Here is a 25,125-nt window from a genome sequence, read left to right as displayed (position 1 = left end):
GACGGTACGGGCAAAGGCCTTAACGCACACCCAATGCGCCGCTGAGATATTCAGCGCGGCACGCTCGTCGAGCCAGCTTGCCGCTGGTCGTGCGCGGGATGGTACCTGCCGGAAGTAACCGCACATCGGCGGCGGCTAGCCCATGGCGGTCCGATACCGCCGCCCTGATCGCGTCGATCGCCGGCCGCGGATCAGCGCGGCTGGTTCCCACCGCGCGTTCGGCGATGATGACCAGGCGCGGGCCGGTGTCGCCGGTATCGGCTCCCGGCAATTCATTGGCCGGCGCGGAAAACGCCGCGACATAGCCACGTCGCACCATCGGTGCAGCCTCCGCGGTAGTGGCTTCGATGTCCTGCGGATAGTGGTTACGGCCGTCAACGGTCACCTGGTCCACAATTCGGCCGGTGACGTAGAGCTGCCCGTCGAGATACATCCCCAGGTCCCCGGTCCGCAGCCAGGTGCCTTCGATCGGTGAGCCGTCGGCGTGGCTGCCTTCCCTGAGCCGCAACTGCAGCTTGGCGCCGAACGCTTGCCGGGTGTCGTTCGGACGCCCCCAGTAACCACGACCAATGTTGTTGCCTTGCAGCCAGATTTCGCCAACCTGACCGTCAGGCAATTCCTCGTCGGTGTCACGGTCGACGATCACAGCCCACTGGCTGCGAGCGACCCGACCGCACGAGACCTGTGGCACGGCGTTCTGGGCGTCCGCCGGCACACGCGTGGCGTGCCCGGCGGCCAGTTGCTCGCGGTCGAAGTAGGCAACGGTCGCCTCGGCAGTGGGGTCGATAGTCGAGACGAACAAGGTCGCCTCGGCCATGCCGTAGGAGGGTTTGATCGCCGTGGGTGGCAACCCGTAGGGAGCGAACGCGTCGCGGAATGTGGTTATTGCATCGATGCTGACCGGCTCGGATCCGATGATCATCACGACATTGCTCAGGTCGACATTCTCCCCCGGTGCGGGCAGACCGCGCTGCGCCGTCCACTCGTAGGCGAAGTTCGGTGCGGCGGTGACCACACGCCCCCGGCGCGATTCAGCGGCCAACGCGTGAATCCACCGCTGCGGGCGTCGGACAAAGGCAGCTGGTGACATCAAGGTGGAATGTCCGCCATATACCGCCGGGAAGCCGATCATCGACAGACCCATGTCGTGGTAGAGCGGTAACCAACTGACGCCATGGGTGTTTCGGTCAAGCAGGTCGATCGACAGGATCATCTGCAGCAGGTTGGTGCCAACCGCGCGGTGGGTGATTTCCACGCCCACCGGGGGCCGCGTCGAGCCCGATGTGTACTGCAAGTGGGAGATATCGTCGAGGCCCAACTCGACATCCACGAACGCATGCCCCGCGGAGTCGGGAACCTCGTCGATGACGATGACTTCGGGCCTTCGAAGATGCGAGAGCTTCTGCAGAAACGTCTGGACGGCTTCGATCGCCGCCGCTGTCGTGAGGACCACCGCCGGTTCTGAGTCACGCAGCGCTGTCTCGAGCCGTTCGGCGTGGCCGGGTAATTCCGGCGCGAATAACGGCACCGCAATGGTGCCCGCCTTGACCGCTGCGAAGAACCCGGCGACATAATCGATGCCCTGCGGTGCCAGGACCGCTACCCGGTCACCGCACGCCGCCACTTGTTGCAGGTGTGCACTGATGGCTTGCAGTCGGACGCCGAATTGGGACCAGGTCAGTTCGACGGCATGCCCGTCGACAGCGCCGGTGTAGTCCAAGTAGCGATATGCCACCGAATCGCCGACGTGGGCGATGTTGCGGTCGATCAGAGAGATCAGCGTGACGCCTGGCGGCAACACAATGCCGCCTTGGGCATCCAGGCAGTCCTCGATCTGTAGCAGCCCCATGACCCGCAGTCTAGGAGCCCGAGCCGTCAGCCCCTGCTAGCTGCGAGGACCATGTGGCGCTTCACAGCGCCGACTCGTGGAGGACCAGACTGATGAAGACATAAGCCATGCACATGAGCAGGTTCATCGAGGCGAGCACCAGGCCGGCGACGATGAGCCACTGAATAGCGCTGCGCCGGCCCCGCGTGACCTTGGCGTGGCGCTGCTGGCGCTCTATCTCTGTTGCGGCCAGCGCGAAGTTCACATCGACGTACTCATCAGAAACCAATGGCGCACCGGCCGCGATTTCCAGCAGGCGCGTCGCTGGGATTCCAACTCCCACACCGGCGAAGCTCCGGCTCATTCGCCGTGCTTGTCTGCGGCTGAGCATTCGGTGTCGTGCGACGTGGCGTTGCGGCGGACTATCCCATTCGTCACCCCAGAGGTTCGACGGGACCGTCATGAGGGATGACTTTAACCGGGTTGGTCCGCAACGGGCTCGTTCACGGAGGACAAGTCGGGAAAACTGTCGGATCGGTCGACACATCCGCCACTTTGGCGTCCTTCTGTCTAATGCCGCCCCTCGCGAACCTTGTATGTGGCAGGCCACGACTTTCGAGAGTCATCTCCCACCAGCGGGGTTCCCAGTCCGCCGACCTTGACGTCGTAGGCCTCCTTACCGGAACCGACTTCGCGGTTGGCGTGCTGTTGAGCCAGGTAATACAGCTCATCGATGGTGGCTTCGTCGTAGGCGACGAAGGTCGTTTTACGGGGCGCGTTGTCGACTTCGGCGCCGAGTCGGTCGGTCAAGATTCTCGACGTCAGCGCTCCCAGCGCCAACAGCGAGAACGGGACCACCCAGTAGCAGGTGAACACTCCAGGCGTCGTCGCGTCGAGAATCGTGGCGTCGCCGTGCACGACGGGCGGGATCAATGACGACACCGTCATGGCGCCGAAAATCGCGATCCAAATCCAAGTCAGCAGCGTCGTTACCCGAACGAAGGGTTCGCTTTTGACTGCGTCGGCAGGCTGGTCAATTGCGGCCAACTCGCGCGCGAAGGGCTTGCCGACCAGCGCCCCGGCAAGGGCCACCAGGAAGATCCCGGCGCTGCTCAGCGGCTGAATCCACCGCTCCAGGAACGGCTGACTGGATGTGAACGTCACAACCGCTAACACCAGAAATATGGTGACAGTGCCGATTTCGAACGTGCGCACCGGCATGCGTCGTCCCCATCCGGCCAGGACAGCGACAAGCGCAATGGCCAACGCAACCAGTGCGGCCGTACCGAAAGGGACGTTGCCGACAAGCACCCAATAGACGATCCACGGCGCAAAGCCATACAGAATGCCCACGAGGGGTCAGTGTATGGCCAGGCGTGAGCGCCCTCATCGGGTGCGCCGGATATGGTTGGTCGGAGACGAATCAACTGTGGGGCGGTGACTGTCCATGCGCTACAACCCTCCGCCGAACTGGCCCAAGCCGCCTGAGGGTTGGGTACCGGCACCTGACTGGTCGCCGGACCCATCCTGGCCGTCTCCCCCGCCCGGTTGGAAACTCTGGATCGACGATGCCGGCGGCCCACAGCGAACGAAGTCCGCGTTGAATCGGATTGAGCGGAGCGGCGACGATGTGGAGTATTTCGGCGATGACCGCGCCTGGTCGGAGGCTGCTGAGTCCGAGGCTTCGGAGCAGTCACTGTCGGCCGAGCAACTGGACGTTGAGCAGCCATCGCCGTCGTCGCGTCCTGTCGAGGTCGCGCCAGAGGACTTATCCGCGCATCACCTCGGCTGTCACACCGCGATCAGGTGGGACGATGAGCACCGGTACGACATCGGGACGATAATGGCCATATCGGCAACTTCAGACGCGATCAGCGTCAAACTGGCCGGACTCGACTCGCCGGTGTCGTTCGTACGAGACGCGCAGCGCCGTGACTCCGCCAATCCCCGCCTGTACGTATGGCTTTGAATGTGACCCGGTACTAGCACGGGCCATGATGGCATCATCGCCATATGGGCTTGCTGTTCCGGCTGGCGGAGCTTCTCATCGTGATATTGCCGTTGGCCGGTGTGGTCATCGCTGCAGTCAAAGCGTTCTCAGCCAACCAGCGGCGCGCCCGAACCAGATCGCCTGAGACCGGCGCCGCCGTCGAGCCTGCGGGTAACAGGGCCGGCAGCAAAGCCGCCCAGTGGGCGTCGATCAAACGCGTCATCGATGAGCACAGCCGAACCGATGAGCGCTGGCTGGACTACGAACTCGACTTGAGCAAGCTGCTGGACTTCCCGCTCATGACCGACATGCGCAATCCGCTTACGGCGGGCTTCCACAAGGCCAAGTTGAAAGCAGACTTCCTGCGGCCGGCAAAGGCCGAGGATCTCCTCGAAGATCGAGAAGCTGCAACGCAGTACCTCGCCGCCGTCCAAGAGTACGTAACCGCGTTCGACGTTGCCGAGTCCGAGGCCGTCCGCCGGCGACGCAACGACTTCTCCCAAGCTGCACAGCAGCGGATCGCCCGCGCGCAGAGCCTGTTTCGGGTGGCGTCGGACTCCGCCGCCACTGCGCAGGAGCGGCAACAGGCCTATGATGTTGCCCGCAAAGAGCTCGACGGCCTGATCGTGTTACCGGCCGTGGCGCAGAAAGCGATCGAGCGCAGAATCTCCGGCGAGATCGACGGCTAGGTTTCAACCCGCTCGGGTTCGCTGATCTTGACCAGCATCTTGCCGATGTTGGCGCCGGTGAACAGCCCGTTGAGCGCGTCGACGCACGACTCGACGCCTTGGCACACCGTCTCGCGGTGCGCGAGGCGGCCCTCCTGCTCCCAGCGGCGAAGGTCAGCGAAGGCGTCGTCGAAGCGGCCCCACATGTCGAGGGCGTTGAACCCTTGCATGCGGGCGGTTTTGGCCAGCAGGTTCACGTAGTTGGCCGGCCCGGGATGCTCGCCCGTCAGGTAGCTGGAGATGACGCCGCACAGCACCACCCGCGCCTTGGGTGCCAGCCGGCCCAGCACTGCGTCGAGGATCCAGCCACCGACGTTGTCGAAATAGACGTTCACCCCGTGCGGACAGTGCTGTTTGAGGGCGGCCGGTAACTCGCCGTCCTTGTAGTCGATGCACGCGTCGAACCCGAAATCCTCGACCACCGCACGGCACTTCACCGGACCGCCCGCGATACCGACCACGCGGGCACCCGCGATTTTGGCGATCTGGCCGGCCACCGAGCCGGTGGCACCTGCCGCCGCCGAGACCACCACCGTCTCACCCGGCTGGGGCTGGCCGATGTCGGTCATCCCGAAGTAAGCGGTGGCCCCTGTCGGGCCATAGACCGACATCACCGCCAACTGGTCGACCGCCGGCCCGGGAACCGGTGTGGTGAACACATCGTCTCGGACGATGACATATTCCTGGAAGCCCGACAGCGTAGTGACCACATCGCCGACCGCGTACGCGTCGCAGCGTGTTGCCACCACCTCGCCGATCCCGGCTGCCCGGATGACCTCACCCACCTGCACCGGCGGCAGGTAGCCCGGCTGGTCGTTCAGCCAGGTCCGTACGGCCGCGTCGATTCCAATGTAGGTATTGCGGACCAGCGCTTCACCCTCGGCGGGCTCGGGCGCCGGCGTGGTGACCAATTCGGTGTCACCGGGCTGCACCAGCCCGCTCGGGCGACGACGCAGCAGGATCTGGCGGTTGGTGAGGTCGGGCACGGTGTGAACCTACCCAAGGCGGCGGTCGCCTCGGCACCCGAACCGCGATCAGCAAGCCAGAATTTCGTCGTTTTGCTGCAGTGACAGCGGGGTACTGCGATCTCGTCGGATCGATGGGACGGGACAGTGAGCAGAAATGAACGACATGGAACCAACGAACCGCTCGTTTCCTCGATGCTAACCGCCTGTCTGCCAAGGACTTACGCATCGAGCACGAGTGTGGTCGATCCCGCCGCTTCCGCCGTGACCACTGCGCACAGGCGTCTATCACCGAAACAATCGCACCACAATCCGACCGGGATAGACTTCAATCGTCGGGGGGAATCGCGCTGGACAGGAGCGTCAAACCATGGCCACCACAATCGAGACGGACACCGAGACCCGCACACCGTTCGAGCAGGATATCGCTGCTACGCAGCGATACTTCGACAGTCCGCGCTTTGAGGGGATCATTCGGCTCTACACGGCTCGTCAGATCGTAGAGCAGCGCGGCACGATCCCCGCCGACTACATCGTGGCACGAGAGGCCGCGACGGCGTTTTACCAGCGCCTGCGCGAGCTGTTCGCCGAGCGCAAGAGCATCACCACCTTCGGTCCCTACTCCCCGGGGCAAGCGGTGACCATGAAACGGATGGGCATCGAAGGGATCTACCTCGGTGGGTGGGCGACCTCGGCGAAGGGCTCGACGACTGAGGATCCCGGGCCTGACCTGGCCAGCTACCCACTGAGCCAGGTGCCAGAGGAGGCTGCCGGCTTGGTGCGTGCCCTGCTCACTGCCGACCGCAATCAGGAGTACCTGCGTCAACGCATGAGCGAGGCGGAGCGTGCGGCCTCTCGGGCTGTCGACTTCCGGCCGTTCATCATTGCCGACGCCGATACCGGCCATGGTGGGGATCCGCACGTGCGCAACCTGATTCGCCGCTTCGTCGAGGCCGGTGTGCCCGGATACCACATTGAAGATCAGCGTCCCGGCACCAAGAAGTGCGGCCATCAGGGCGGTAAGGTTTTGGTTCCGTCGGATGAACAGATCAAGCGGCTCAACAGTGCCCGGTTCCAGCTTGACGTGATGGGTGTGCCCGGGATCATCGTCGCTCGCACGGATGCCGAAGCCGGCAACCTCATCGACAGCCGCGCCGACGAGCGCGACCAGCCGTTCCTGCTCGGCGCCACCAACTTGAAGATTCCGTCGTATAAATCTTGCTTCCTGGCGATGATGCGGCGGTTCTACGAGTTGGGCGTCACGGCGATCAACGGTCACCTGCTCTACTCGCTTCCCGACGGCGAGTACGCCGTCGCGGACACCTGGCTGGAGCGCTATGGCATCTTCGATTTGATCGGCGAGGCAGCCGCGTCCTGGCGGGACGACGGGGACCAATTGATCGACGCGCTCTACGACAAAGTCGAGGCGCGGTTCGTCGATGCCTGGGAAGACGCCGCCGGGCTGATGACCTACGGCGAAGCCGTCGCGGAGGTGCTCGAATTCGGCGAGAGCGAGGACGAACCGCGCGACATGAGCGCCACGGAGTGGCGCCAGTTCGCCGAGCGGGCGTCGCTGTATACCGCCCGGGCCAAGGCCAAAGAGCTGGGCGCTGATGCCAAATGGGATTGCGAGCTGGCCAAGACGCCCGAAGGGTATTACCAGGTTCGCGGCGGCATCCCCTACGCGATCGCCAAGTCACTGGCGGCGGCACCGTTCGCCGATCTGCTCTGGATGGAGACCAAGACCGCCGATCTCGCCGATGCCCGCCAGTTCGCCGAGGCCATTCACGCCGAATTCCCCGACCAGATGTTGGCCTACAACCTCTCCCCCTCGTTCAACTGGGACACCACCGGCATGACCGACGAGGAGATGCAGGCCTTCCCCGCGGAACTCGGCAAAATGGGCTTCGTCTTCAACTTCATCACCTACGGCGGCCACCAGATCGACGGCCTGGCCGCCGAAGAGTTCGCCACCGCGTTGCAACAGGACGGCATGTTGGCGCTGGCTCGTCTGCAGCGCCAGCTGCGTCTGGTCGAGTCGCCTTACCGCACGCCGCAAACCCTGGTCGGCGGCCCGCGCAGCGATGCCGCGCTGCTTGCCTCTTCCGGGCGCACGGCCACCACCAAGGCGATGGGCAAGGGCTCCACCCAGCACCAGCACCTCGTGCAGACAGAGGTGCCGCGCAAGCTGCTCGAGGAGTGGCTGTCGATGTGGAGCGAGCATTACCAGCTCGGCGAGAAGCTGCGCGTGCAGCTACGGCCGCAACGCGCCGGCTCGGAATTGCTCGAGCTCATCATCTATCGCGATGGCGGCGACGCCGAGGACAAGCTCGCCAACGTGATCTTCGGCCAGTTCCAAGACCGTCACGAAACCACCATCCTCACGGTCCGCGACCAGAACACCTTCGAAGAGAAGTTGCGTCAGAAGCGCCTGATGACCCTGATTCACCTCTGGCTGGTGCACCGCTTCAAAGCCGACTGGGTGCACTACGTCAGCCCCACTGAGGACAACCTGTATCAGACCGAGAAGATGAAGTCGCACGGCATCTTCAGCGACGTCCATCAAGAAGTCGGTGAGATCATTGTCGCCGAGGTGAACCGTCCGCGCATCGAGGAGCTCCTCGCGCCCGACCACGAGGCGCTGCGGCGACTGATCAGCAAGGACGACTAGCGGCGATCAAAGTCGGTTAGCCGGAACCGATTTCGCCCTGATATTTCTTGGTCATGTGGTCGATGGCCTGAAGTTGGGTCTGCGCGAGGTCATCTCGTACTTCGGTGGCGCGCGCAGCGGCGGCAAGTGTTGGTTGCGCCTGGCCTTGGAAGTGGGGCATCACCTCGGCAGCGAACAGTTCGGCGGACCGCTTGGTCGCCGCCGGGTTCGCCCACTCGTGGCCCATCTGCAGCATGCAGCCGAAGCCGCCGGACTGATCCCACAACCGCTGCACCTGCGCGCGCGCCCGCTCGGGCGTGCCGATCACGCCGGCTCCGTTGTCGTTGATCATGTCGATCATCTCGTCGAGCCGATCCCCCGGCATGGTCATCTGCGGGAAGGCCGCCACCTTCTGGAAATAGTGGAACCACGGCTCGATACCGAATTTCACGTCGGCGCGGGCCTGCTCGTCGGTCTCGGCGATATGCATCGGCCCAACGAGACTCCAGTTGGTGCGGTCGACGCGGGTGCCGAAGGCCGCGGCACGCTCTTCGACGATGCCCCAGTGATAGGCGAGCGCGTCGAAGCCTTCGATTGTCAGCGTCGCACCGATCGACAGCAGGCCGATGCCGTGCTTGCCGGCCAGCCGCGCGCCGGTGGGTGAGGCGACCGCAGCCACGGCCAGTGGGATCCCGCGATCGGAGTACGGCGCCAGCTGCAACCGGGCATCGAACAACTCGTGGGTCGCGGTTTTTGCCGTCACTGTCTCCCCCGCCAGCAGGCGTACGACGATGTCGAGGTTGGTCTCCAGCAGCTCGCGGGTGTCGGTCGGATTGAGTCCGATCATCGCCGAATCGGTGGGCAGCGAGCCCGGCCCCATTCCGCCGATCACCCGGCCGTGCGTGAGGTGATCGAGCAGCATCAGCCGGTCGGCGACCCATAGTGGGTTGTGATACGCCAGCGAGATGACGCCTGTGCCGAACCGGATCCGTTTCGCCCGTTGCGCGGCGGCGGCGATGAAGATTTCCGGCGAACTGATGATCTCGCTGCCCGCCGAGTGGTGCTCGCCGAGCCATACTTCGTCAAACCCAAGGGCGTCGAGATGATCGACGAACTCCAGGTCGCGCTGCAATGCCAGGGTCGGGTTGGTGCCGGCGCGGTGAAACGGTGCGATGAAGTATCCGAATCTCAGCTTGGCCATGACGAGTCCCCTTGCAGTGGAGTTGCCCGAACCTTAGACCGAGCGTCCAATGCAAGGGGACGTTTCGCCGGTAGCTCAATTCACTTGCGGCGTGCGATCACGGCCACCCGCCGCAAACGTTGCCAACGCACCCACCGCCGCCGCCGGGGCCGCCGCCACCGCCGCCGACGCCGGGAATTTGGCCACCACCGCCGCCCGGTCCGCCGCCGCCGCTAGGTCCGCCGGGAATTTGGCCACCGCCGCCACCCGGTCCGCCACCGCCGCTTGGCCCGCCGGGGACACCGCCCCCGCCGCCACCAGGGCCGCCACCCCCGCCTGGTCCGCCGGGGACACCGCCGCCGCCGCCGGGGCCGCCACCGCCGCCCGGTTCGCCAGGGGGCGGTGCGGGCGCCACGCTCGTCGTAGTCGTCGTGGTGGTTGTGGTGGTCGTCGTCGGACCGCCTTTTTCGCCCCCGCCACATCCGACCGCGAACGAAAGCATGGCCGCACCGCCGACGAGTGCGATCGCGATTCTAGGTTGGGATTTCATCAGACCCTCACTTTCATCTCAGCTGCGCACTGCCACTTCAAAAACTCGCGTGTTTGTACCCAGGATGTGTTACCGCAAAACCTGTGTCGTCAGCGGCCGGCAACCGCATCCGGGCAGCCCATAGCGCTCAAGGCAATTCGCGCCGCTGAACAATCAGTGCCGGCGTAGTCTCGCCCAGCCAATCGCCAGCGCCATGCCAGGCGAACCCAACAACAGTTGCAAGGCCTGTAACGGATGTACTGCGGACCTTACTTTGAGGTAGCCGTAGAGGCGCTGGTCGATAACTCTGCCGTCACAGTCGAAACGCCAGATCTCGATGCCGCAACCGTCGCGACGCCCTGCTGGTCCACCGCGCCACTCGTTGACGATGGTGTCGTCGGTTGCGGCGACCAGGCGCTTCTCGACTGTGAACCGGCGGGCTCGAAACGCCGCGCATGTCCTCGCCCATGAGTCGTGGATTGCCTCGACTCCAACAGATTCCTCGCGTGCACCGTCGCTGATCATCACCGAGCGTGCATTGGGAGCGAAAATCTCGTAGACCGCTTCGCTAACGTGCTCGTTGGTGGCACGCTCCACGGATTCGACAAATGCACGCGCATCCGTTGGTCGCGTCATCGCCCGACACCACGTCGTGCCGAACGAACGGCGGCCCATAGCAGGGCGGCTAATCCTCGGGGCCGCAACACCGCCCGCGCCATCGGGAGCGCATCGCAATACAGGATTCGCCGTTGCACTCGTCCGGTGGGATCGAGGTCGTATCGGTCGATTGCCGGCCAGGAAACCGGCTTGCCGCCGAGCGTTCCGTTGATTCGGAACTCGATGTAGACGACTTCACCCGATGACGCGGCCCAATTCACGACATCGATGTGTAAGTCGGGCACCAGGGCGAAGATGCGGCGCCAGTAGGTGCTGGCACGCTCACGACCGTGCACGTCGGGATGCAGGGGTTGGATGTAGCAGACGTCCGGGTGCGTCAAGGCATCCAGTCGTTCGACGCTGGGTGCTGCCCACACCTCCCGAAATTGCTGCACGAAGGCTGCTGCAGTATCTGCAGCAGAAGTCGTGAGTTTGCTTGTCATGTGTCCCCTTTTTCCGTGAATCAATCTGCCACTCAAGTTTTTTCGGCGGTCGTAATCGCGAGCCAGTCATCACCGGCCAGGCTGCTCAGATGCGCCGGGTCATAGCGCTGCAAAAGCGTGGAGACGGTGTCGTGTCCGCGACGAGCGAAGCCATGGGCGGTTAGCAGCGCCTCCAGACCGGCTTCGGTGAAGCCGCTTCGGTACGGTTCGCCGCGACGCGCGACTGCTCGGGCCACCCGACGTGCGCTTTTCCACGGGGTCTTTGCGTTGACGACGTCGGCATCGATGTAGTCGACGATCAGTCTGCTGCCGGGAGCGCTTAGTGCCGCCAGGTCGGTCAGCACGTTGTCGATCGCCTTGCGGGTTAGGTAAGGGGTGACACCGAGCCAGACGACAACGCTTGGCCGGGTGGAGTCGAAACCGCTGCTGATCAGCTCCTTTTGGAGGCGGCCCTCTTCGAAATCGCATGGCACCCAGATGGTTTGACTACAGCGAGGGGACGGCAGTAGTCGCTCGGTGACCGGGCGCTTGTCGCGCTGCGTCGCCGGCGCGTCGACCTCGAAAATCGCCGCCGTGTTCGTGGCCCTACGTAGGCTGGTGGTATCGAATCCCGCACCGAGCAGCACGATCTGGTCGATGCCATCGCAAATGGCGGCATCGCAGGCGTCGTCGGTGTAGCGCACCCGCAACACAATGTGGGCGTGCAGTCCGCCCCAGAAGCGGTCGAAGACTCGGACAGCAGTGCCAGCGGATAACCGGTGCGCCAGTATCGCCCGCAGCAACGGCTGGCGGACGAAATACCGCGAATGCGGGTCGTCGAGAAGTCGGCGGTTCGGTCGTTGCATCGATTCCGCGGCCCGCTGGGCCGCGTTGAGTTGCGCGGTCAAGCTCGCTGTGTGATCAAGGCGCCGGCTGGTCACTCATGTGACGCTAAGACGCAACCGGTTCGGATGTAAGGTCCAGTTTCATGCCAGATTCTTGGACCAGTGAAGCGGGTGGAGTCGACTTGCACCTGGACCTTCCGCCGGTCCGGGGTCGACGTGTGGCATTGGAGCAGGCATTGCGGCAAGCCATCCGGGACGGGCGTTTGGCGCCGGCCCAGCGGTTGCCGTCGTCGCGCGCGCTTGCTGCTCAACTCGGTTTCGCCCGCGGCACGGTCGTCGAGGCCTATGCACAGCTGGCGGCCGAGGGGTACCTGCGCAGCCGCCCGGGCGCTGTTACCGAAGTGGCTCAGGCCCAGGGCGTCCAGCCGCGACTGGGCTCGGAATGGGCCCCGACGCAGATCGACGCAGATTTCCGGCTGGGGCGCCCCGACCTGAGTATGTTTCCGCGCACAGACTGGCTGCGTGCGCTGCGGCGAGCCTTCCAGGTAACCCCGCATTCGGAGCTGGGCCCGCTGGATCCGCGCGGATCGCTGCGTTTGCGCACAGTGCTGGCCGACTACCTGGGCCGCGTGCGCGGAGTACTGACGACTGCCGAGCACATTGTGATCTGCAGTGGATTCACGCAGGGTCTGCGGCTCGTGTGCGACGCGCTGGCTGCCGCGGGAGCACAGTCCGTCGCGTTGGAAAATCCGTGCCTCCCCGACCACCAGGCGACAGTTCTCGCAAGCGGGCTCGAGGTCGTCGCGCTCGATGTCGACCACAGCGGTGCGCAGCCGGACGGGTTCACTGCGAAAGCCGTTGCGGCGGTGGTGCTTACCCCCGCTCACCAGGCCCCGTTGGGAGTGACCCTGGCCGCGCACCGGCGTGCCGAGTTCGTGCGGATCGCCGCCCAGCGGGGCGCCTATGTGGTCGAAGACGATTACGACGGGGAGTTCCGCTATGACCGCCACCCCGTCGGCGCGCTGCAAGGACTCGCCCCCAAGCAGGTCGTCTACGCCGGCAGCGCCAGCAAGAGCCTGGCGCCCGGGGTCCGGCTGGGCTGGCTTGCGGTTCCAGACGACCTGCTCGACGCGGTCATCGAAGCCAAGCGCCGCGCCGATCGCGGCACCGACATCCTGGCTCAATTAGCGTTCGCAGAATTGATCGAGTCGGGGGCTCTCGACCGGCACATCCGCCGGATGCGGCGGCGCTATCGGCACCGCCGAGACGCGTTGATCGCCACCGTCGAACGCTATGCGCCTGCGATACCAGTGCATGGCGTTGCTGCGGGTCTTCATGCCGTCGTGACGTTGCCTGAACGGGTTTCGGAGGTCGATGTCCTAGCCGCCGCCCGCAAACAACGCGTTGCCCTTACCGGGTTGGCGCCGTTTTGGCATCCCCAACATCCATGTCGCGCAGAAGGTCTCGTGCTCGGCTACGGAACACCGCCAGAGCCGGAGTATCCGACGGCGCTCGACCGCCTCGGCCAGCTGCTGCGTCACTTCTAGCGCCGTCGCTCAGGGGGTGTTGATTTCCGACTTGAGCATCCACGCGTGCTTTTCCAGCGCATCGATGACCGCGTGCAGCAAGTCGGCGGTCGAGGGATCCGCGGCGTCGACGCCGTCATGCACGCTGCGCATGGTATCGACGGCGGCATAGATCCGGTTGGTGATCATCTCGACCGCTTCCGCGCTGCCCAGTAGGCCGGGCGCTGCGGCGGGAATGGACGTTGTCGCCACGACCGTGTCGGAGCGGCCGTCTGGGACGGCGTCAAGCGCCCGCATGCGCTCAGCAATCGTGTCGCTGGCTTCGCGGGCGGTGTCCACGATGGTGTCAAGTTGCAGATGCAGGTCTCGGAAGTTCGTCCCGACGACGTTCCAGTGCGCCTGCTTCCCTTGTAGCTGCAACTCGATCAAGTCGACGAGTACCTTCTGCAAATCTTCCAGCAAGCTGGCCGGAGCTTGGAATGCCCGCACCTCGTGGATATTTCGACGGTTGACCGACAGCGAAGTTGTCATCGCGGATTCCCTTTCGTTGAGTTATTCGGGCCAGGTGTTGTTGAGGATCATCTCGACCAGATCGTCGCGGACGAACGACTCGTCGTAGTGTTCGAGGACGTCGGCGTTCATGGTGCCGAAGGTGGTGCGAGGGCGGTCCTTCATGCCGTCGGTGAAAGCGGCCAGGATGCGGCGCTTGAAATCGGGCCGCGGGTGTGCGGCGGTGACGGCCGCCAGCGCCTCAGGTGAAAGATCATCCCGACCGATGCCGACCACGTCGGTTTCGACTCCCGCGGTGACCAACGCGATCTCGGGTTCCAGGAATTCAGTCACACCGGGCGTGGTGTGTAATGCGATGCCCAGCCATACTGTGCGAGCATCGCTTTCATCGACGCCATGCCGCAGTAAAAAGTCGCGTGCTGCATTCGCGCCGTCTACCTCGAAGCGCAGAGTGGAAGAACGGTAGCGCGCAGTGAGGCCGAGGTCATGGAACATCGCGGCGACGTAAAGCAATTCCAGATCGGGCTGTATCCCCCGACGGCGACCCTGTAGCGCCCCGAAGAGGAACACTCGCCGGGAATGGTCGAACAGCAAGTCGTCTTCGGCATCGCGAATGAAGTCGGTGGCGTCGCGTACCAGTGCGGTATCGGGGATCGCGATGCCGGCAATTCTTTCAATCGACTGAGTGTCCACGATGAACCTCCTTGGTTGGGTGCAGCCAGTTTGCCTGCTCGGCGGCCGTTCCGACCGTGGCCATTGAGCCGTGCTTCCCACAAAAAGCGACACAATGAGGTCTGTGAACGAAGCCAATTCGCGGGTGGTGGTGATCGTCGTCTTTGACGAGGTGACGCTGTTGGATGTCGCGGGCGCGGCCGAAGTCTTTGCCGAAGCCAACCGGTTCGGAGCCGACTACCGGCTCAAGATCGCATCGGTGGACGGGCGCGACGTGACGACCTCCATCGGGACCCGGCTGGGCGTCACGGACCGCGTTTCCTCCATCGATGCGGCCGACACCGTCATGATCGCCGGCAGCGACGACCTGGCTAGGCGGGCCGTCGATCCCACGCTCGTCGACGCCGTCAGATCAATGGCGAGCCGGACGCGGCGGCTGGCGTCCATTTGCACCGGGTCTTTCATCTTGGCCCAGGCCGGTCTGCTCAGCGGCCGGCGCGCCACCACGCACTGGCGAGACACCCGGCTGCTCGCCCGGGCCTTTCCTGATGTCACCGTTGAGCCAGACGCGATTTTCGTCCGCGACGGTGACGTCTTCACGTCGGCCGGGATCTCCTCGGGCATCGACCTTGCGCTGGCGTTAGTCGAATTGGATTACGGCACCGAGCTGGTCCGCGACGTGGCTCGGTGGTTGGTGGTCTACCTCAAACGGGCGGGCGGCCAATCACAATTCTCGGTGTTGGTCGAGGCGGACCCACCGCCGCAGTCGGCGCTACGCCCGGTCACCGATGCGATCGCAGCCGACCCGGCCGCCGACCACAGCATGAAAGCCCTTGCGGCACGGGCATCCTTAAGCACCCGGCAGCTGACCAGACTGTTTCAGTCCCAACTCGGCACGACGCCGGCCCGCTACGTCGAAATGGTTCGCATTGACGCTGCCCGCGGCGCACTCGATGCCGGCCGCAGTATCACCGACGCCGCGCACTTGGCCGGCTTTGGCAGCACCGAAACGCTCAGGCGCGCATTCGTCACCCACCTCGGCGTGTCACCGAAGGCCTACCGGGACAGATTTCGTACCGCATCCCGCGGCTGACCGCAGGTCAATTCCGCTTGGGCAGTTGGGCGCGGATCAACGGTGCAATCTTGTCCGCCATGTAGGCGTGCCCGGCGTCGGTGGGGTGTACACCGTCGGCGCCGATCAGATCGGGTCTGTCAACGAACCAGTGATCGTTGATCGGGTCCACGAATGTCGCCCCGACGGCTCGCGCCTGGCCGGCGACCACGTCGCGCACTTCCAGAACCCCGTCGGGCGGGTCGGTCGTCGGCCACGGTGGCCCGATCACCAAAAGTTTTGCGGACGGTGCGATGTGGCGGGCCATATCGAAAGCGTCACGGGTCAATTGGGCCAACAACTCGGGGTTGACCCCCTGGTCATTGCGGGACCCGAAGAACACCACCAGCACATCGTTGGGGTGGACGGCCCGGGCAGTGAGATCCCGAAAAAGGCTGCCATGGTCGCCGGGCACGCCATAGCCCGCTCGGCCTTCGGATGCCACGTCGGGAGCGACCTGCATACCCTGGCGACCAAGTGTCAGCCAGGTGCGAGCGGTCCATGCCTTGGAGCCAAGGCCGCCCTCGTCGGTTCCGTTGGTGTAGGAATCGCCGATCACCGCGACGTGGTTCACCGGCGAACCGATACTGCGTGTCTGGTAGCGCGGCGGCGCGCCCTGTGCAGTGAGAATGCCGAACGCGAATGCGAGTGCGACGACCAACGAGGTCAGACGACCCACTGCTACCTCCACTGTTCACAAACGCCGTCTTAGCGGCATCGTACGAGCAAACGCAAAGAATTGCGGCCCGGGTGGCCGCGAATCCGTTCGGCATCCAGCAGCAATGACTCCTAGCCCGCGCGTACCGAAAGCGGGGCGCTGAGCTCTTCCCTCGGGCCGCCGACTGGTTGGAGCCGCGCCTTCGCCGGGTCGGCACGTAGGTCGACTCGCGTTCCGGCGCTCGGCTCCCCCACGTCGATCATCCTGCGCATCCACCGCCGAGCCGGCTCCTCCACGAAGTGGAACAGCACCGCGGCGATACCCGTGGCGAGCACGAGCAGACCGATGACGGTCAGTTTTCCGCCATAACCGTGCAAGGTGAGCTCAAACTGCTGGGTGGCCCATATCCAGGCCGTGTGCACCAGTTCGTGCACCATGTACAGGCAAAACGAGATTTGGCCGCCATAAACCATGGCCCGGACCGACAGCAGACTCGGCAGACTGCCGGCGCCCATTGCCAGTGTCATCACCAGCGGCACGAACAAAATGTCGACCAGCCCGCCGCTGTCGATGACCCCGGGCACCGGGTGGGTGTCGAGCAGGTACAACAGCCCGACGATGGCCGCGATCAGCAAGCCGGAGAGGTAGCCGGCGCCGCGGCGCGCACGATCGGTCGGACGCAGCCTGATCACCGCGGCGGCAACGAGTGCGCCTGCCGTGAATTGCATGACGATGCGGGGCAGCCAGCTCCACGGCGTATAGAACTGGCCGCTGGCCAACAACAGCAGCACCGGCGGCAGTGATGCGCCGAACGCCAGCCAGATCAGGTTTCGTGCTCTCGTCGCATGCGCCATCCGGAAGATCACCAGTATCAACGCACCGAACATCAGGTAGGCGAGCCACTCAGCGCTGATCGACCACGCCGGACCATCCCAGCTCGATCCGTCGAAGAACGGCTGAAACCACAGCTGCACCAGCAGGACTTGGCGCACATAGCTGACCGCGGTGAGCTGATTCACCGCCTCCGACGGCACATGGCCGACGTGCAGCGTGAAGATCAGCCACGCGGCGGCCAGGTGCAAGGTGACCAGGTAGACGGGCCACACCCGGGCCAGTCGCAGCCACAGGAAATTGAGGGTGGCGCGGGTGGACCATGACCAGCCCATCCGATCGAGGTAGTTCCAGGTCAGCACGAAGCCGCTGAGGATGAAGAACAGATCGACGCCCTGGGCGCCGCAGTTGAGGACCGGAGCCATTGCGTCGCTGAAGCCAGGCGCCGCATCTCGCAACAACGGCCGGAAATGGAACAGCACTACCCAAACGGCGGCGATGATGCGAAGACCGGTAAGGGCCTTGATGTCTCCGCTGCGCACAACACTCTTTCCGGGAAGCCACTGCTGTTTCGGTCGCGCCACTGCGTCGATTGGCCGTGCGGGCCGCCTTCACGCGGCAGCGTTCGGAGGGTACCAGTGCAAGCCCCCCAATGGCCTGTCGGCAAGGCGGTGTGGCTGCGGAAAACTACCGGGCGACACGGCCAACCAAACTATTGACTCATTCCAGAAAATGGGGTCATAGTGCTTGCGTGTCCTCGACGGCAGAGTTCGCGGAGCAACTGCGGATGGCCGATCTACGCGTCACACGTCCTCGCGTCGCGGTGCTGGAGGCGGTGCATGCACACCCGCACGCCGACACCGACACGATTTTCTCGGCCGTGCGGTCCGGCCTGCCCACGGTTTCCCGGCAAGCCGTGTACGACGTTTTGCATGCGCTGACCACCGTCGGTCTGGTGCGGCGCATTCAGCCGTCCGGCTTCGTCGCCCGCTACGAGTCTCGGGTCGCTGACAACCACCATCACGTGGTCTGCCGATCGTGTGGGGCCATCGCGGACGTCGACTGCGCGGTTGGCGAGGCACCCTGTTTAGCCCCGTCTGACGACAGTGGGTTCGTTCTCGACGAGGCCGAGGTCATCTATTGGGGTCAATGCCCCGACTGCTCGACTGCAGATTGAAGGATCACAGCCGTGATCGCAGCCCGATTCACTACCTGGAAGGAATATTGTGTCATCCGATACATCTCAAAGCCGCCCGCCGCACGCCGACACCAAGACGGCTAGCACCAGCGAGAGCGAAAACCCGGCAATCCCATCGCCGAAACCAAAGACGCATGCTCCTCTCACCAACCGGGATTGGTGGCCTGACCAGGTCGACGTCTCGAGGTTGCATCCGCACTCGGCCCAGGCCAACCCGCTCGGCGAGGACTTCGACTACGCCGAGGAGTTCGCCAAGCTCGACGTGGAGGCGCTCAAAGCCGACATGGTCTCACTGATGACCACGTCGCAGGACTGGTGGCCGGCCGACTACGGCCACTACGGTGGCCTGTTCATCCGGATGAGCTGGCACTCGGCGGGCACGTACCGCATTCACGACGGCCGGGGCGGCGGCGGCCAGGGCCTGCAGCGTTTCGCCCCGCTCAACAGTTGGCCGGACAACGCGAGCCTGGACAAGGCCCGCCGGCTGCTGTGGCCGGTCAAGAAGAAGTACGGCAACAAGATCTCCTGGGCGGACCTGATTGTCTTCGCCGGAAACGTGGCCATGGAGTCGATGGGGTTCCAGACGTTCGGCTTCGGTTTCGGCCGCGAAGACGTCTGGGAGCCCGAGGAGATCCTGTGGGGAGAAGAGGACGAATGGTTGGGCACCGACAAGCGCTACTCCGGCAAGCGCGACCTCGCGCAGCCCTACGGCGCGACCACCATGGGTCTGATCTACGTCAACCCGGAAGGTCCAGAGGGCAAGCCGGATCCGATCGCCGCAGCGATCGACATCCGCGAGACGTTCGGCCGGATGGCGATGAACGACGAAGAAACTGCCGCACTCATCGTCGGCGGCCACACCTTCGGCAAGACCCATGGCGCCGGCGACGCCGATCTGGTCGGTCCCGAGCCGGAAGGTGCTCCGATCGAACAACAGGGGCTGGGCTGGAAGAGCTCGTTCGCCAGCGGTTCGGGCAAGGACGCCATCACCAGTGGCCTCGAAGTGGTCTGGACGCCGACCCCGACCAAGTGGGACAACAGTTACCTGGAGACCCTCTACGGCTACGAGTGGGAGCTGACCAAGAGCCCCGCCGGGGCATGGCAGTTCACCGCCAAGGACGGGGCCGGCGCCGGCACGATTCCCGATCCGTTCGGAGGTAAGGGGCGCGCCCCGACGATGCTGGTCACCGACCTCTCGATGCGGGAGTCGCCGATCTACGCCGACATCACCCGGCGCTGGCTCGAGCACCCCGAGGAGCTGGCCGAGGCATTCGCCAAGGCGTGGTACAAGCTGCTGCACCGCGACATGGGACCGATCACGCGTTACCTCGGGCCCTGGATTGCCGAGCCGCAGCTGTGGCAGGACCCGGTTCCGGAGGTGGACCACAAGCTGGTCGACGAGAAAGACGTCGCGGCCCTGAAGAGCAAGGTGCTGGATTCCGGCCTCTCGGTTCCCCAGCTGGTCAAGACGGCCTGGTCAGCGGCGAGCAGTTTCCGCAGGACCGACAAGCGGGGTGGCGCCAACGGAGCCCGGCTGCGCCTCGAACCACAGAAGAACTGGGAGGTCAACGAGCCCGCGGAGTTGGACAAGGTGCTGCCGGTTCTCGAGCAGATCCAGCAGGACTTCAACGGCTCGGCGTCCGGTGGCAAGAAGATCTCGCTTGCTGACCTGATCGTGTTGGCCGGTTCTGCGGGGGTGGAGAAGGCGGCCAAGGACGCCGGCTATGAGATCTCGGTGCATTTCGCGCCGGGGCGGACCGACGCGTCGCAGGAGAGCACCGACGTGGAGTCCTTCGCGGTGCTCGAGCCGCGCGCCGACGGGTTCCGCAACTACGTGCGCCCCGGCGAGAAGGCACCGTTGGAGCAGCTACTGGTCGAGCGGGCCTACCTGCTGGGTGTGACGGCTCCGGAGATGGCGGTGCTCGTCGGTGGCCTGCGTGCGCTTGGCGCCAACCATGGCGGTAGCAAGCACGGGGTGTTCACCGACAGGCCCGGCACGTTGACCAACGAGTTCTTCGTCAACTTGGTGGACATGGGTAACGAGTGGAAGGCCTCGGAGTCGGCGGAGAACGTCTATGAGGTTGTCGACCGCTCGACCGGGCAGCTCAAGTGGACGGCCACCGCCAACGATCTGGTGTTCGGCTCCAATTCGGTGCTGCGCGGGCTGGCTGAGGTCTACGCCCAGGACGACAACCAAGGGAAGTTTGTGGAGGACTTCGTCGCGGCGTGGGTCAAGGTGATGAACCAGGATCGGTTCGACCTCGTTTGATCAACATCCACAACGGCGCATCGGCACCCCGCAGCCCAACACGGACTGCGGGGTGCCGTGCGTTGCAATACCCGAAAGCGACTGGAGGAGTGCGGTATTCATGGCTGACCGTCCCGATGTTTCGATGAACTCTGCGATCATCGACGAATTTCGCGCCAACGGCGGCAAGGTCGGTGGACCGTTCGAGGGCGCGACGTTGCTCCTGCTGCACACGACGGGCGCAAAGTCGGGCAAGACTCGGATCAATCCGGTGATGTACTTCCGCATCGACGGCACGCTGAGCGTTGTCGGTTCCTATGCCGGAGCCGACGTCGACCCCGCGTGGGTGCACAACTTGCGCGCCCATCCGAGGGCGCACATCGAGATCGGCACCGAGTCCTACGAGGTCGAGGCCCGCGAGATGGCGCGCGACGAACGCGACGCAGCGTTTCGGCACGTGGTGACGGCGGCACCGGGCTTCGGCGACTACCAATCCAAGACCGACCGCGTCATCCCCATTTTCGAGTTGCGGAAGGTATAGAGCTCAGCTCGCCGGCGAGGGCTGGTCGGCCGGTGAATCCCAGTCCCTGGTGTCGATCGCGCGTGCGTATCGGCTGAGCAGTGCGGCGATCTCGAGTTCATCGCTGATCCGCTGGGTGTCCATGCACGCTCCAAAATTGTTTCTTAGCAAAGTATTAAACGCTGCTCCCGGTGACCTTAGAGTAGCCAATTACCGTCGTGAGCAGGTTGAGGTAAACCCTGACCCGCAATGTCAGCAACGTGATCGAGAAATGAGGCCGACGTGACCGAATCGATCGACACCGCAGCTTCGTTCGCGAGCCCGCGCCGCGCGACTGCCACCTTCGACTGCGTTGGTGCCCATGTCAGGGCCCAGTGGCGCCACCTGGCGACCGTGGTCACGATCAGTGGGGCAATCGATGCGCTGAACATCGACCGGGTCAGCGAGTACAGCAGGCATTTCGTGCTGCCGGACCAGCCCATTGTCCTGGACATGAGTGGCGTCGATTGCCTGGGAGCTCAGGGTATTCGCCTCTTGTTCCGCATCGACGAAGACTGCCGCGCCGCGGGAGTGGAGTGGGTGCTGATCGCCAGCCCCGCAGTCAGCCGTCTGCTGGGCGTCACCGGTGACGAGGACACGTTCCCCGTCGTCGGTTCTGTGCCTGAGGCGCTGCACTACTTCGCCGACGCGATCTCGGCACGCCGCCGGATGCTGATGCCGCTACTGACTAAGACGGCCTAACTACCCGGTACGCCAGTTACCCGTATGCTGCTTCTCATGAGGTCGAAGCCACTAGCAATCGCCGCGGCGACGCTGCTTTGTGCCGGCTTGGGTGCGTTCTCCGGAGTCGCGAGCGCCGATCCCCCGGCCCCTCCCGCCCCGCATACCCCAGGGCCGGCGCCGGGGCCCGGGCAGACCGCACCTGCGCCGGCACGGACCGCACCTGCGCCGGGGCAGACCGCACCTGCGCCGCAAGCGGCGTCGGGACAACCCAAGACGACCATCGACGCCGACGGCACCTATGCGGTCGGAACCGACATCGTCCCGGGGATTTATACCTCGGCCGGCCCCACCGCAAAGACCACGTGTTACTGGAAGCGGGTCGGCGGCATCGAGGGCAAAGAGATCCTCGACAATGCGATGACCAAGAAGCCGCAGGTCGTGGAGATCCAGCCGACCGACAAATCCTTCAAGACGGACGGTTGTCAGCCGTGGCAGAAGAACGACTCGGCAACCGTCGATCCGGGCAAGTCGATGGCGGAAGCCAAGCTGCAGCTGGGCATCCTGAACGGGATAGTCGAGCAGCATCGCAACGAGCAACCGCCCACGCCGTAGAGCATCCCGGTCACTGCCTAGCCGGTGCCGGCTTCGCCGAGCAGTTGTTCCGCCGGCCGGTCCCAACGATCGAGGTTCACCTTTTCGCCGAGTGGCCGGCGGCGCACCGGCCCATGCCGGCCCTTGGGCCAACCGACAACCACGTGTCCGGCCAGCATCCAATCCGCGGGTACGCCCACCGCGTCGCGCAGCAATTGCTCACCCCCATAGGACGCCCAGCTGGTAAGGCACGCACCGAGCCCTTGGGACCGCGCGGCCAGCAGGAAGTTCTGCATTGCCGGGAAGATCGAGCCGCCAAGCAGGAGTTCCGAGGCCGTCGGGTAATGCTGCTGGGCGAAAAAGACTGACGTGAATTCTCCTGCCCGATCGTGCAATTCGTACGTTGCGCGGTGTGTACGGGCTCGCCTGCTGTGGTCGTCGTCGGCCGGACGGGTCATGCCGTAGACCGGCTCGATGACCGCCAGAGCCTGGGCGGCGGCTTTGGCAACGACGGTCCGTTGTTCGGGTGACTGCAACACAATGAACCGCCAGCCCTGCGCATTGGCACCCGACGGCGCCCAGGTCGCAGCTTGCAGGCATCGGGTGAGCGTCACGTCATCGACCGGCTCACTGGTGAACCGCCGGATTGTCCGAGCGGTCGACATCACCTCCCAGACATCGCTGCTTGCGCTCATGGGGCTCCTTCCCGGCGTGTTCACCGCAAAACCTACTGCGTTACAACCCGCGTCGCTCGGGCACACTTGCGGTATGCAGACCGTTGAATACGCCCCCGGTCGGCTGGTCGACCTGGTCGGTGAGCCGGCACCACGAACCGTGCTGCTGTGGCACGGTCAGCAGAGCAACGCCCGCACCGCCGTGCGGCCCCTCGCCGAGCTGGTGGCCGGCCACGGGCTGGCCGTTGTCGCGCCGGATTGGAATTCCCACGCTGACGACGGTGGGCGCGAGGATCTGTTGCGATCGGTGGATTTCGCGCGGGAGCACACCGACGACCCCGACAAGCTGGTGCTCGTCGGCTGGTCGTTGGGCGGTGCGGCAGCGGCGGGGTTGACGACGCAGGCAAGCCAGTACGGTCTCCGGTTCGCTCATACCGTGTGTCTGGCCGGAGCATTCATGGCACCGGACCCGATATCAGGGAAGCCTCCGACTGCGGGGCTGCACGATGCGGAGCATCGCACGCCATTCACGCTGCTCCACGGCGTTGCCGACGGCGCCGTTCCGGTCGCATGGAGCCGCGAATTTGCGTCGGCGCTCGACCAGAACGGCTGGCCGGTGGAGTTGGTTGAGCTCGGCGCCGACCACGGCTCGATCGCCGGCGCAACGTACGACCCGGTCGCCGACCGCTACTCAGCCGCCGACGATGGCGCGGCCTTGAGCATCGCCGCCGACGTGGCTGCCCGCATCGCCACCGATCCATGATTTGAAGATCAGTATACAAGTGTTTACTGTGCTCATGACGCGCCCACCCAGACACGGCCGACAGGAGCAGTAATGGACGCATTCTCATTGACGTTGCCCGAGGAAGTCGCCCACGTCCGCGACTGGGTGCACGAGTTCTCCGAGTCCGTCATCCGGCCGGCGGCGGCCGAATGGGACGAGCGTGAAGAAACGCCGTGGCCGATCATTCAAGAGGCCGCCAAGGTCGGGCTGTACACACCCGACCTCTTCGCGCAGATGGCGGGCGAACCCAGCGGGCTGGGTCTGCCGGTGGTGTTCGAGGAAATGTTTTGGGGCGACGCCGGCATAGCACTGTCCATCCTGGCCACCGGACTTGCCGCGGCCGCCTTGGCGGCCAACGGCACTCCCGAGCAACTCGGCGAGTGGCTGCCGCAGATGTTCGGTACTCCGGACGACCCGAAACTCGCAGCCTTCTGCTCATCTGAACCCGGCGCCGGCTCGGACGTCGGAGCAGTGCGCACCCGGGCGAAGTACGACGAGGCCACCGACGAATGGGTGCTGAACGGAACCAAGACGTGGGCCACCAACGGCGGCATCGCCAACGTGCATGTGGTGGTGGCGTCGGTCGACCCGGACCTGGGCACTCGCGGGCAGGCGACGTTCATTGTGCCGCCCGGAACCAAAGGTCTGACGCAGGGACAGAAGTTCAAAAAGCACGGTATCCGCGCATCGCACACCGCCGAAGTGGTGCTCGACGGCGTTCGCCTCCCCGGCGAAATGATTCTGGGTGGCAGAGAGCGTTTCGAGCGTCGACTCGCCAAAATCCGGGCGGGCGAACGGACATCCAGCCAGGCGGCGATGATGACGTTCGAACGCACCCGACCCGTGGTCGGTGCGATGGCACTGGGCATTGCCCGCGCTGCCTACGAATACGCGCTGGATTACTCGTGTCAACGCGAGCAGTTCGGGCGGAAGATCGCCGAATTCCAGGCCATCGCGTTCAAGCTGGCGGATATGAAGAGCCGCATCGACGCCTCCCGGCTGCTGGTCTGGCGGGCCGGCTGGATGCAACGCAACGATCAGCAGTTCACCTCGGCCGAAGGCTCGATGGCCAAACTGTTCGCCAGTGAAACCGCGGTGTATGTCACCGATGAGGCAATCCAGATTCTCGGCGGCAACGGCTATACGCGGGACTATCCCGTCGAGCGCATGCATCGAGATGCCAAGATTTTCACTATTTTTGAAGGCACCAGCGAGATTCAACGGCTCGTCATCGGCAGGGCACTGACCGGGCTGACCATCCGCTGACTTCGTCGGGCCGGCACTG

General features: G+C 64.7%; 27 protein-coding genes. 12 read left to right on the top strand and 15 right to left on the bottom strand.

The features are described from left to right. Positions 1-19: 19 nt before the first annotated feature. The 3 genes from AC5Y49_RS01175 to AC5Y49_RS01165 all read right to left on the bottom strand — a co-directional run bounded on the left by AC5Y49_RS01175 (position 20) and on the right by AC5Y49_RS01165 (position 3,181). Positions 20-1,849: a fatty acyl-AMP ligase gene (locus AC5Y49_RS01175; protein ID WP_499884011.1), complete on the bottom strand. Its 1,830-nt coding sequence runs from the start codon at positions 1,847-1,849 to the stop codon at positions 20-22. A 61-nt stretch (positions 1,850-1,910) separates the two neighbouring features. Then, on the bottom strand, positions 1,911-2,192 hold the full coding sequence (locus tag AC5Y49_RS01170; protein ID WP_499884010.1) for a hypothetical protein: 282 nt from the start codon (positions 2,190-2,192) through the stop codon (positions 1,911-1,913). 206 nt (positions 2,193-2,398) lie between these two features. Continuing rightward, a complete protein-coding gene (locus tag AC5Y49_RS01165; RefSeq protein ID WP_499884009.1) occupies positions 2,399-3,181 on the bottom strand; it encodes a hypothetical protein in 783 nt (260 codons plus the stop codon). Between the two features lie 247 nt (positions 3,182-3,428). Between AC5Y49_RS01165 and AC5Y49_RS01160 the strand changes: the two genes are divergently transcribed. Together AC5Y49_RS01160 and AC5Y49_RS01155 are read left to right on the top strand one after the other, a co-directional pair. After that, positions 3,429-3,797, top strand: coding sequence for a hypothetical protein (locus AC5Y49_RS01160; protein WP_499884008.1), 369 nt, complete (start codon positions 3,429-3,431; stop codon positions 3,795-3,797). A 44-nt stretch (positions 3,798-3,841) separates the two neighbouring features. Further along, positions 3,842-4,507: a hypothetical protein gene (locus AC5Y49_RS01155; protein WP_499884007.1), complete on the top strand. Its 666-nt coding sequence runs from the start codon at positions 3,842-3,844 to the stop codon at positions 4,505-4,507. Here the strand turns inward: AC5Y49_RS01155 and AC5Y49_RS01150 are convergent. Then, positions 4,504-5,532, bottom strand: a complete 1,029-nt coding sequence (locus AC5Y49_RS01150; protein WP_499884006.1) for an NADP-dependent oxidoreductase — start codon at positions 5,530-5,532, stop codon at positions 4,504-4,506. The two genes, AC5Y49_RS01155 and AC5Y49_RS01150, sit on opposite strands and share 4 nt — an antisense overlap. A gap of 349 nt (positions 5,533-5,881) precedes the next feature. Here AC5Y49_RS01150 and aceA point away from each other — a divergent pair, with 349 nt between their 5' ends. Further along, the gene (gene aceA, locus AC5Y49_RS01145; RefSeq protein ID WP_499884005.1) at positions 5,882-8,182 is read left to right on the top strand and encodes an isocitrate lyase ICL2; all 2,301 of its coding nucleotides are present in this window, start codon (positions 5,882-5,884) and stop codon (positions 8,180-8,182) included. 16 nt (positions 8,183-8,198) lie between these two features. Here aceA and AC5Y49_RS01140 read toward each other — a convergent pair whose 3' ends face one another. The 5 genes from AC5Y49_RS01140 to AC5Y49_RS01120 all read right to left on the bottom strand — a co-directional run bounded on the left by AC5Y49_RS01140 (position 8,199) and on the right by AC5Y49_RS01120 (position 11,890). Next, on the bottom strand, positions 8,199-9,362 hold the full coding sequence (locus AC5Y49_RS01140; RefSeq protein ID WP_499884004.1) for an LLM class flavin-dependent oxidoreductase: 1,164 nt from the start codon (positions 9,360-9,362) through the stop codon (positions 8,199-8,201). 75 nt (positions 9,363-9,437) lie between these two features. Continuing rightward, positions 9,438-9,719 carry a hypothetical protein gene (locus tag AC5Y49_RS01135; protein ID WP_499884003.1) on the bottom strand — a complete coding sequence of 94 codons (282 nt, stop codon included), beginning with the start codon at positions 9,717-9,719 and terminating at the stop codon, positions 9,438-9,440. A gap of 325 nt (positions 9,720-10,044) precedes the next feature. Beyond that, positions 10,045-10,506, bottom strand: coding sequence for a nuclear transport factor 2 family protein (locus AC5Y49_RS01130; RefSeq protein WP_499884002.1), 462 nt, complete (start codon positions 10,504-10,506; stop codon positions 10,045-10,047). After that, complete coding sequence (locus tag AC5Y49_RS01125) at positions 10,503-10,970, bottom strand: nuclear transport factor 2 family protein (RefSeq protein WP_499884001.1); 468 nt, start codon at positions 10,968-10,970, stop codon at positions 10,503-10,505. Before AC5Y49_RS01125 ends, AC5Y49_RS01130 begins: the two co-directional genes overlap by 4 nt. Before the next feature lie 32 nt (positions 10,971-11,002). Beyond that, a complete protein-coding gene (locus tag AC5Y49_RS01120) occupies positions 11,003-11,890 on the bottom strand; it encodes a class I SAM-dependent methyltransferase (protein WP_499884000.1) in 888 nt (295 codons plus the stop codon). Between the two features lie 47 nt (positions 11,891-11,937). On the opposite strand from AC5Y49_RS01120, the gene pdxR reads away from it, so the two are divergent. After that, positions 11,938-13,341, top strand: a complete 1,404-nt coding sequence (pdxR, locus tag AC5Y49_RS01115) for a MocR-like pyridoxine biosynthesis transcription factor PdxR (protein WP_499883999.1) — start codon at positions 11,938-11,940, stop codon at positions 13,339-13,341. Positions 13,342-13,350: 9 nt separating this feature from the next. Here the strand turns inward: pdxR and AC5Y49_RS01110 are convergent, their stop codons facing one another. Together AC5Y49_RS01110 and AC5Y49_RS01105 are read right to left on the bottom strand one after the other, a co-directional pair. Beyond that, positions 13,351-13,851, bottom strand: a complete 501-nt coding sequence (locus AC5Y49_RS01110; RefSeq protein ID WP_499883998.1) for a Dps family protein — start codon at positions 13,849-13,851, stop codon at positions 13,351-13,353. A 21-nt stretch (positions 13,852-13,872) separates the two neighbouring features. Continuing rightward, positions 13,873-14,526, bottom strand: coding sequence for an HD domain-containing protein (locus tag AC5Y49_RS01105; RefSeq protein ID WP_499884607.1), 654 nt, complete (start codon positions 14,524-14,526; stop codon positions 13,873-13,875). A 121-nt stretch (positions 14,527-14,647) separates the two neighbouring features. Here AC5Y49_RS01105 and AC5Y49_RS01100 point away from each other — a divergent pair, with 121 nt between their 5' ends. After that, a complete protein-coding gene (locus tag AC5Y49_RS01100; RefSeq protein ID WP_499884606.1) occupies positions 14,648-15,595 on the top strand; it encodes a GlxA family transcriptional regulator in 948 nt (315 codons plus the stop codon). Positions 15,596-15,602: 7 nt separating this feature from the next. On the opposite strand, the gene AC5Y49_RS01095 is transcribed toward AC5Y49_RS01100, so the two are convergent. Both AC5Y49_RS01095 and AC5Y49_RS01090 read right to left on the bottom strand, forming a co-directional pair. Further along, entirely contained in the window at positions 15,603-16,292 is a 690-nt protein-coding gene (locus AC5Y49_RS01095) for an Rv0518 family GDSL lipase (RefSeq protein ID WP_499883997.1), read from the bottom strand. Positions 16,293-16,402: 110 nt separating this feature from the next. Further along, complete coding sequence (locus tag AC5Y49_RS01090) at positions 16,403-17,644, bottom strand: acyltransferase family protein (protein ID WP_499884605.1); 1,242 nt, start codon at positions 17,642-17,644, stop codon at positions 16,403-16,405. A 245-nt stretch (positions 17,645-17,889) separates the two neighbouring features. Between AC5Y49_RS01090 and AC5Y49_RS01085 the strand changes: the two genes are divergently transcribed. From AC5Y49_RS01085 to AC5Y49_RS01075, 3 genes are all read left to right on the top strand, one after another. Further along, positions 17,890-18,279 carry a Fur family transcriptional regulator gene (locus AC5Y49_RS01085; protein WP_499884604.1) on the top strand — a complete coding sequence of 130 codons (390 nt, stop codon included), beginning with the start codon at positions 17,890-17,892 and terminating at the stop codon, positions 18,277-18,279. Between the two features lie 49 nt (positions 18,280-18,328). After that, entirely contained in the window at positions 18,329-20,569 is a 2,241-nt protein-coding gene (gene katG / locus AC5Y49_RS01080) for a catalase/peroxidase HPI (RefSeq protein WP_499883996.1), read from the top strand. Between the two features lie 100 nt (positions 20,570-20,669). Next, positions 20,670-21,089, top strand: a complete 420-nt coding sequence (locus AC5Y49_RS01075) for a nitroreductase family deazaflavin-dependent oxidoreductase (RefSeq protein ID WP_499883995.1) — start codon at positions 20,670-20,672, stop codon at positions 21,087-21,089. A gap of 3 nt (positions 21,090-21,092) precedes the next feature. Here AC5Y49_RS01075 and AC5Y49_RS01070 read toward each other — a convergent pair whose 3' ends face one another. After that, the gene (locus AC5Y49_RS01070; RefSeq protein ID WP_499883994.1) at positions 21,093-21,212 is read right to left on the bottom strand and encodes a nuclear transport factor 2 family protein; all 120 of its coding nucleotides are present in this window, start codon (positions 21,210-21,212) and stop codon (positions 21,093-21,095) included. Positions 21,213-21,350: 138 nt separating this feature from the next. Between AC5Y49_RS01070 and AC5Y49_RS01065 the strand changes: the two genes are divergently transcribed. Both AC5Y49_RS01065 and AC5Y49_RS01060 read left to right on the top strand, forming a co-directional pair. After that, a complete protein-coding gene (locus AC5Y49_RS01065) occupies positions 21,351-21,809 on the top strand; it encodes an STAS domain-containing protein (RefSeq protein ID WP_499883993.1) in 459 nt (152 codons plus the stop codon). Between the two features lie 36 nt (positions 21,810-21,845). Further along, positions 21,846-22,403: an Rv1352/Rv1906c domain-containing protein gene (locus tag AC5Y49_RS01060; protein WP_499883992.1), complete on the top strand. Its 558-nt coding sequence runs from the start codon at positions 21,846-21,848 to the stop codon at positions 22,401-22,403. A 17-nt stretch (positions 22,404-22,420) separates the two neighbouring features. Here the strand turns inward: AC5Y49_RS01060 and AC5Y49_RS01055 are convergent, their stop codons facing one another. Next, entirely contained in the window at positions 22,421-23,077 is a 657-nt protein-coding gene (locus AC5Y49_RS01055) for a nitroreductase family protein (RefSeq protein WP_499883991.1), read from the bottom strand. 73 nt (positions 23,078-23,150) lie between these two features. Here AC5Y49_RS01055 and AC5Y49_RS01050 point away from each other — a divergent pair, with 73 nt between their 5' ends. Both AC5Y49_RS01050 and AC5Y49_RS01045 read left to right on the top strand, forming a co-directional pair. Continuing rightward, positions 23,151-23,819: an alpha/beta hydrolase family protein gene (locus tag AC5Y49_RS01050; RefSeq protein WP_499883990.1), complete on the top strand. Its 669-nt coding sequence runs from the start codon at positions 23,151-23,153 to the stop codon at positions 23,817-23,819. A 72-nt stretch (positions 23,820-23,891) separates the two neighbouring features. Beyond that, the gene (locus AC5Y49_RS01045; protein ID WP_499883989.1) at positions 23,892-25,106 is read left to right on the top strand and encodes an acyl-CoA dehydrogenase family protein; all 1,215 of its coding nucleotides are present in this window, start codon (positions 23,892-23,894) and stop codon (positions 25,104-25,106) included. Positions 25,107-25,125: the final 19 nt, after the last annotated feature.

The organism is Mycobacterium sp. NGS62 (genome assembly GCF_059812285.1).
This window is presented reverse-complemented; position numbering and strand designations above follow the sequence as displayed.

Bases quoted from the DNA above. Each gene is read 5' to 3' on its own strand.
- AC5Y49_RS01175 (WP_499884011.1), bottom strand. From the start codon at position 1,849: ATGGGGCTGCTACAGATCGAGGACTGCCTGGATGCCCAAGGCGGCATT.
- AC5Y49_RS01170 (WP_499884010.1), bottom strand. From the start codon at position 2,192: ATGAGCCGGAGCTTCGCCGGTGTGGGAGTTGGAATCCCAGCGACGCGC.
- AC5Y49_RS01155 (WP_499884007.1), top strand. From the start codon at position 3,842: ATGGGCTTGCTGTTCCGGCTGGCGGAGCTTCTCATCGTGATATTGCCG.
- aceA (WP_499884005.1), top strand. From the start codon at position 5,882: ATGGCCACCACAATCGAGACGGACACCGAGACCCGCACACCGTTCGAG.
- AC5Y49_RS01140 (WP_499884004.1), bottom strand. From the start codon at position 9,362: ATGGCCAAGCTGAGATTCGGATACTTCATCGCACCGTTTCACCGCGCC.
- AC5Y49_RS01130 (WP_499884002.1), bottom strand. From the start codon at position 10,506: ATGACGCGACCAACGGATGCGCGTGCATTTGTCGAATCCGTGGAGCGT.
- AC5Y49_RS01125 (WP_499884001.1), bottom strand. From the start codon at position 10,970: ATGACAAGCAAACTCACGACTTCTGCTGCAGATACTGCAGCAGCCTTC.
- pdxR (WP_499883999.1), top strand. From the start codon at position 11,938: ATGCCAGATTCTTGGACCAGTGAAGCGGGTGGAGTCGACTTGCACCTG.
- AC5Y49_RS01110 (WP_499883998.1), bottom strand. From the start codon at position 13,851: ATGACAACTTCGCTGTCGGTCAACCGTCGAAATATCCACGAGGTGCGG.
- AC5Y49_RS01085 (WP_499884604.1), top strand. From the start codon at position 17,890: ATGGCCGATCTACGCGTCACACGTCCTCGCGTCGCGGTGCTGGAGGCG.
- AC5Y49_RS01075 (WP_499883995.1), top strand. From the start codon at position 20,670: ATGGCTGACCGTCCCGATGTTTCGATGAACTCTGCGATCATCGACGAA.
- AC5Y49_RS01070 (WP_499883994.1), bottom strand. From the start codon at position 21,212: ATGGACACCCAGCGGATCAGCGATGAACTCGAGATCGCCGCACTGCTC.
- AC5Y49_RS01060 (WP_499883992.1), top strand. From the start codon at position 21,846: ATGAGGTCGAAGCCACTAGCAATCGCCGCGGCGACGCTGCTTTGTGCC.
- AC5Y49_RS01055 (WP_499883991.1), bottom strand. From the start codon at position 23,077: ATGAGCGCAAGCAGCGATGTCTGGGAGGTGATGTCGACCGCTCGGACA.
- AC5Y49_RS01050 (WP_499883990.1), top strand. From the start codon at position 23,151: ATGCAGACCGTTGAATACGCCCCCGGTCGGCTGGTCGACCTGGTCGGT.
- AC5Y49_RS01045 (WP_499883989.1), top strand. From the start codon at position 23,892: ATGGACGCATTCTCATTGACGTTGCCCGAGGAAGTCGCCCACGTCCGC.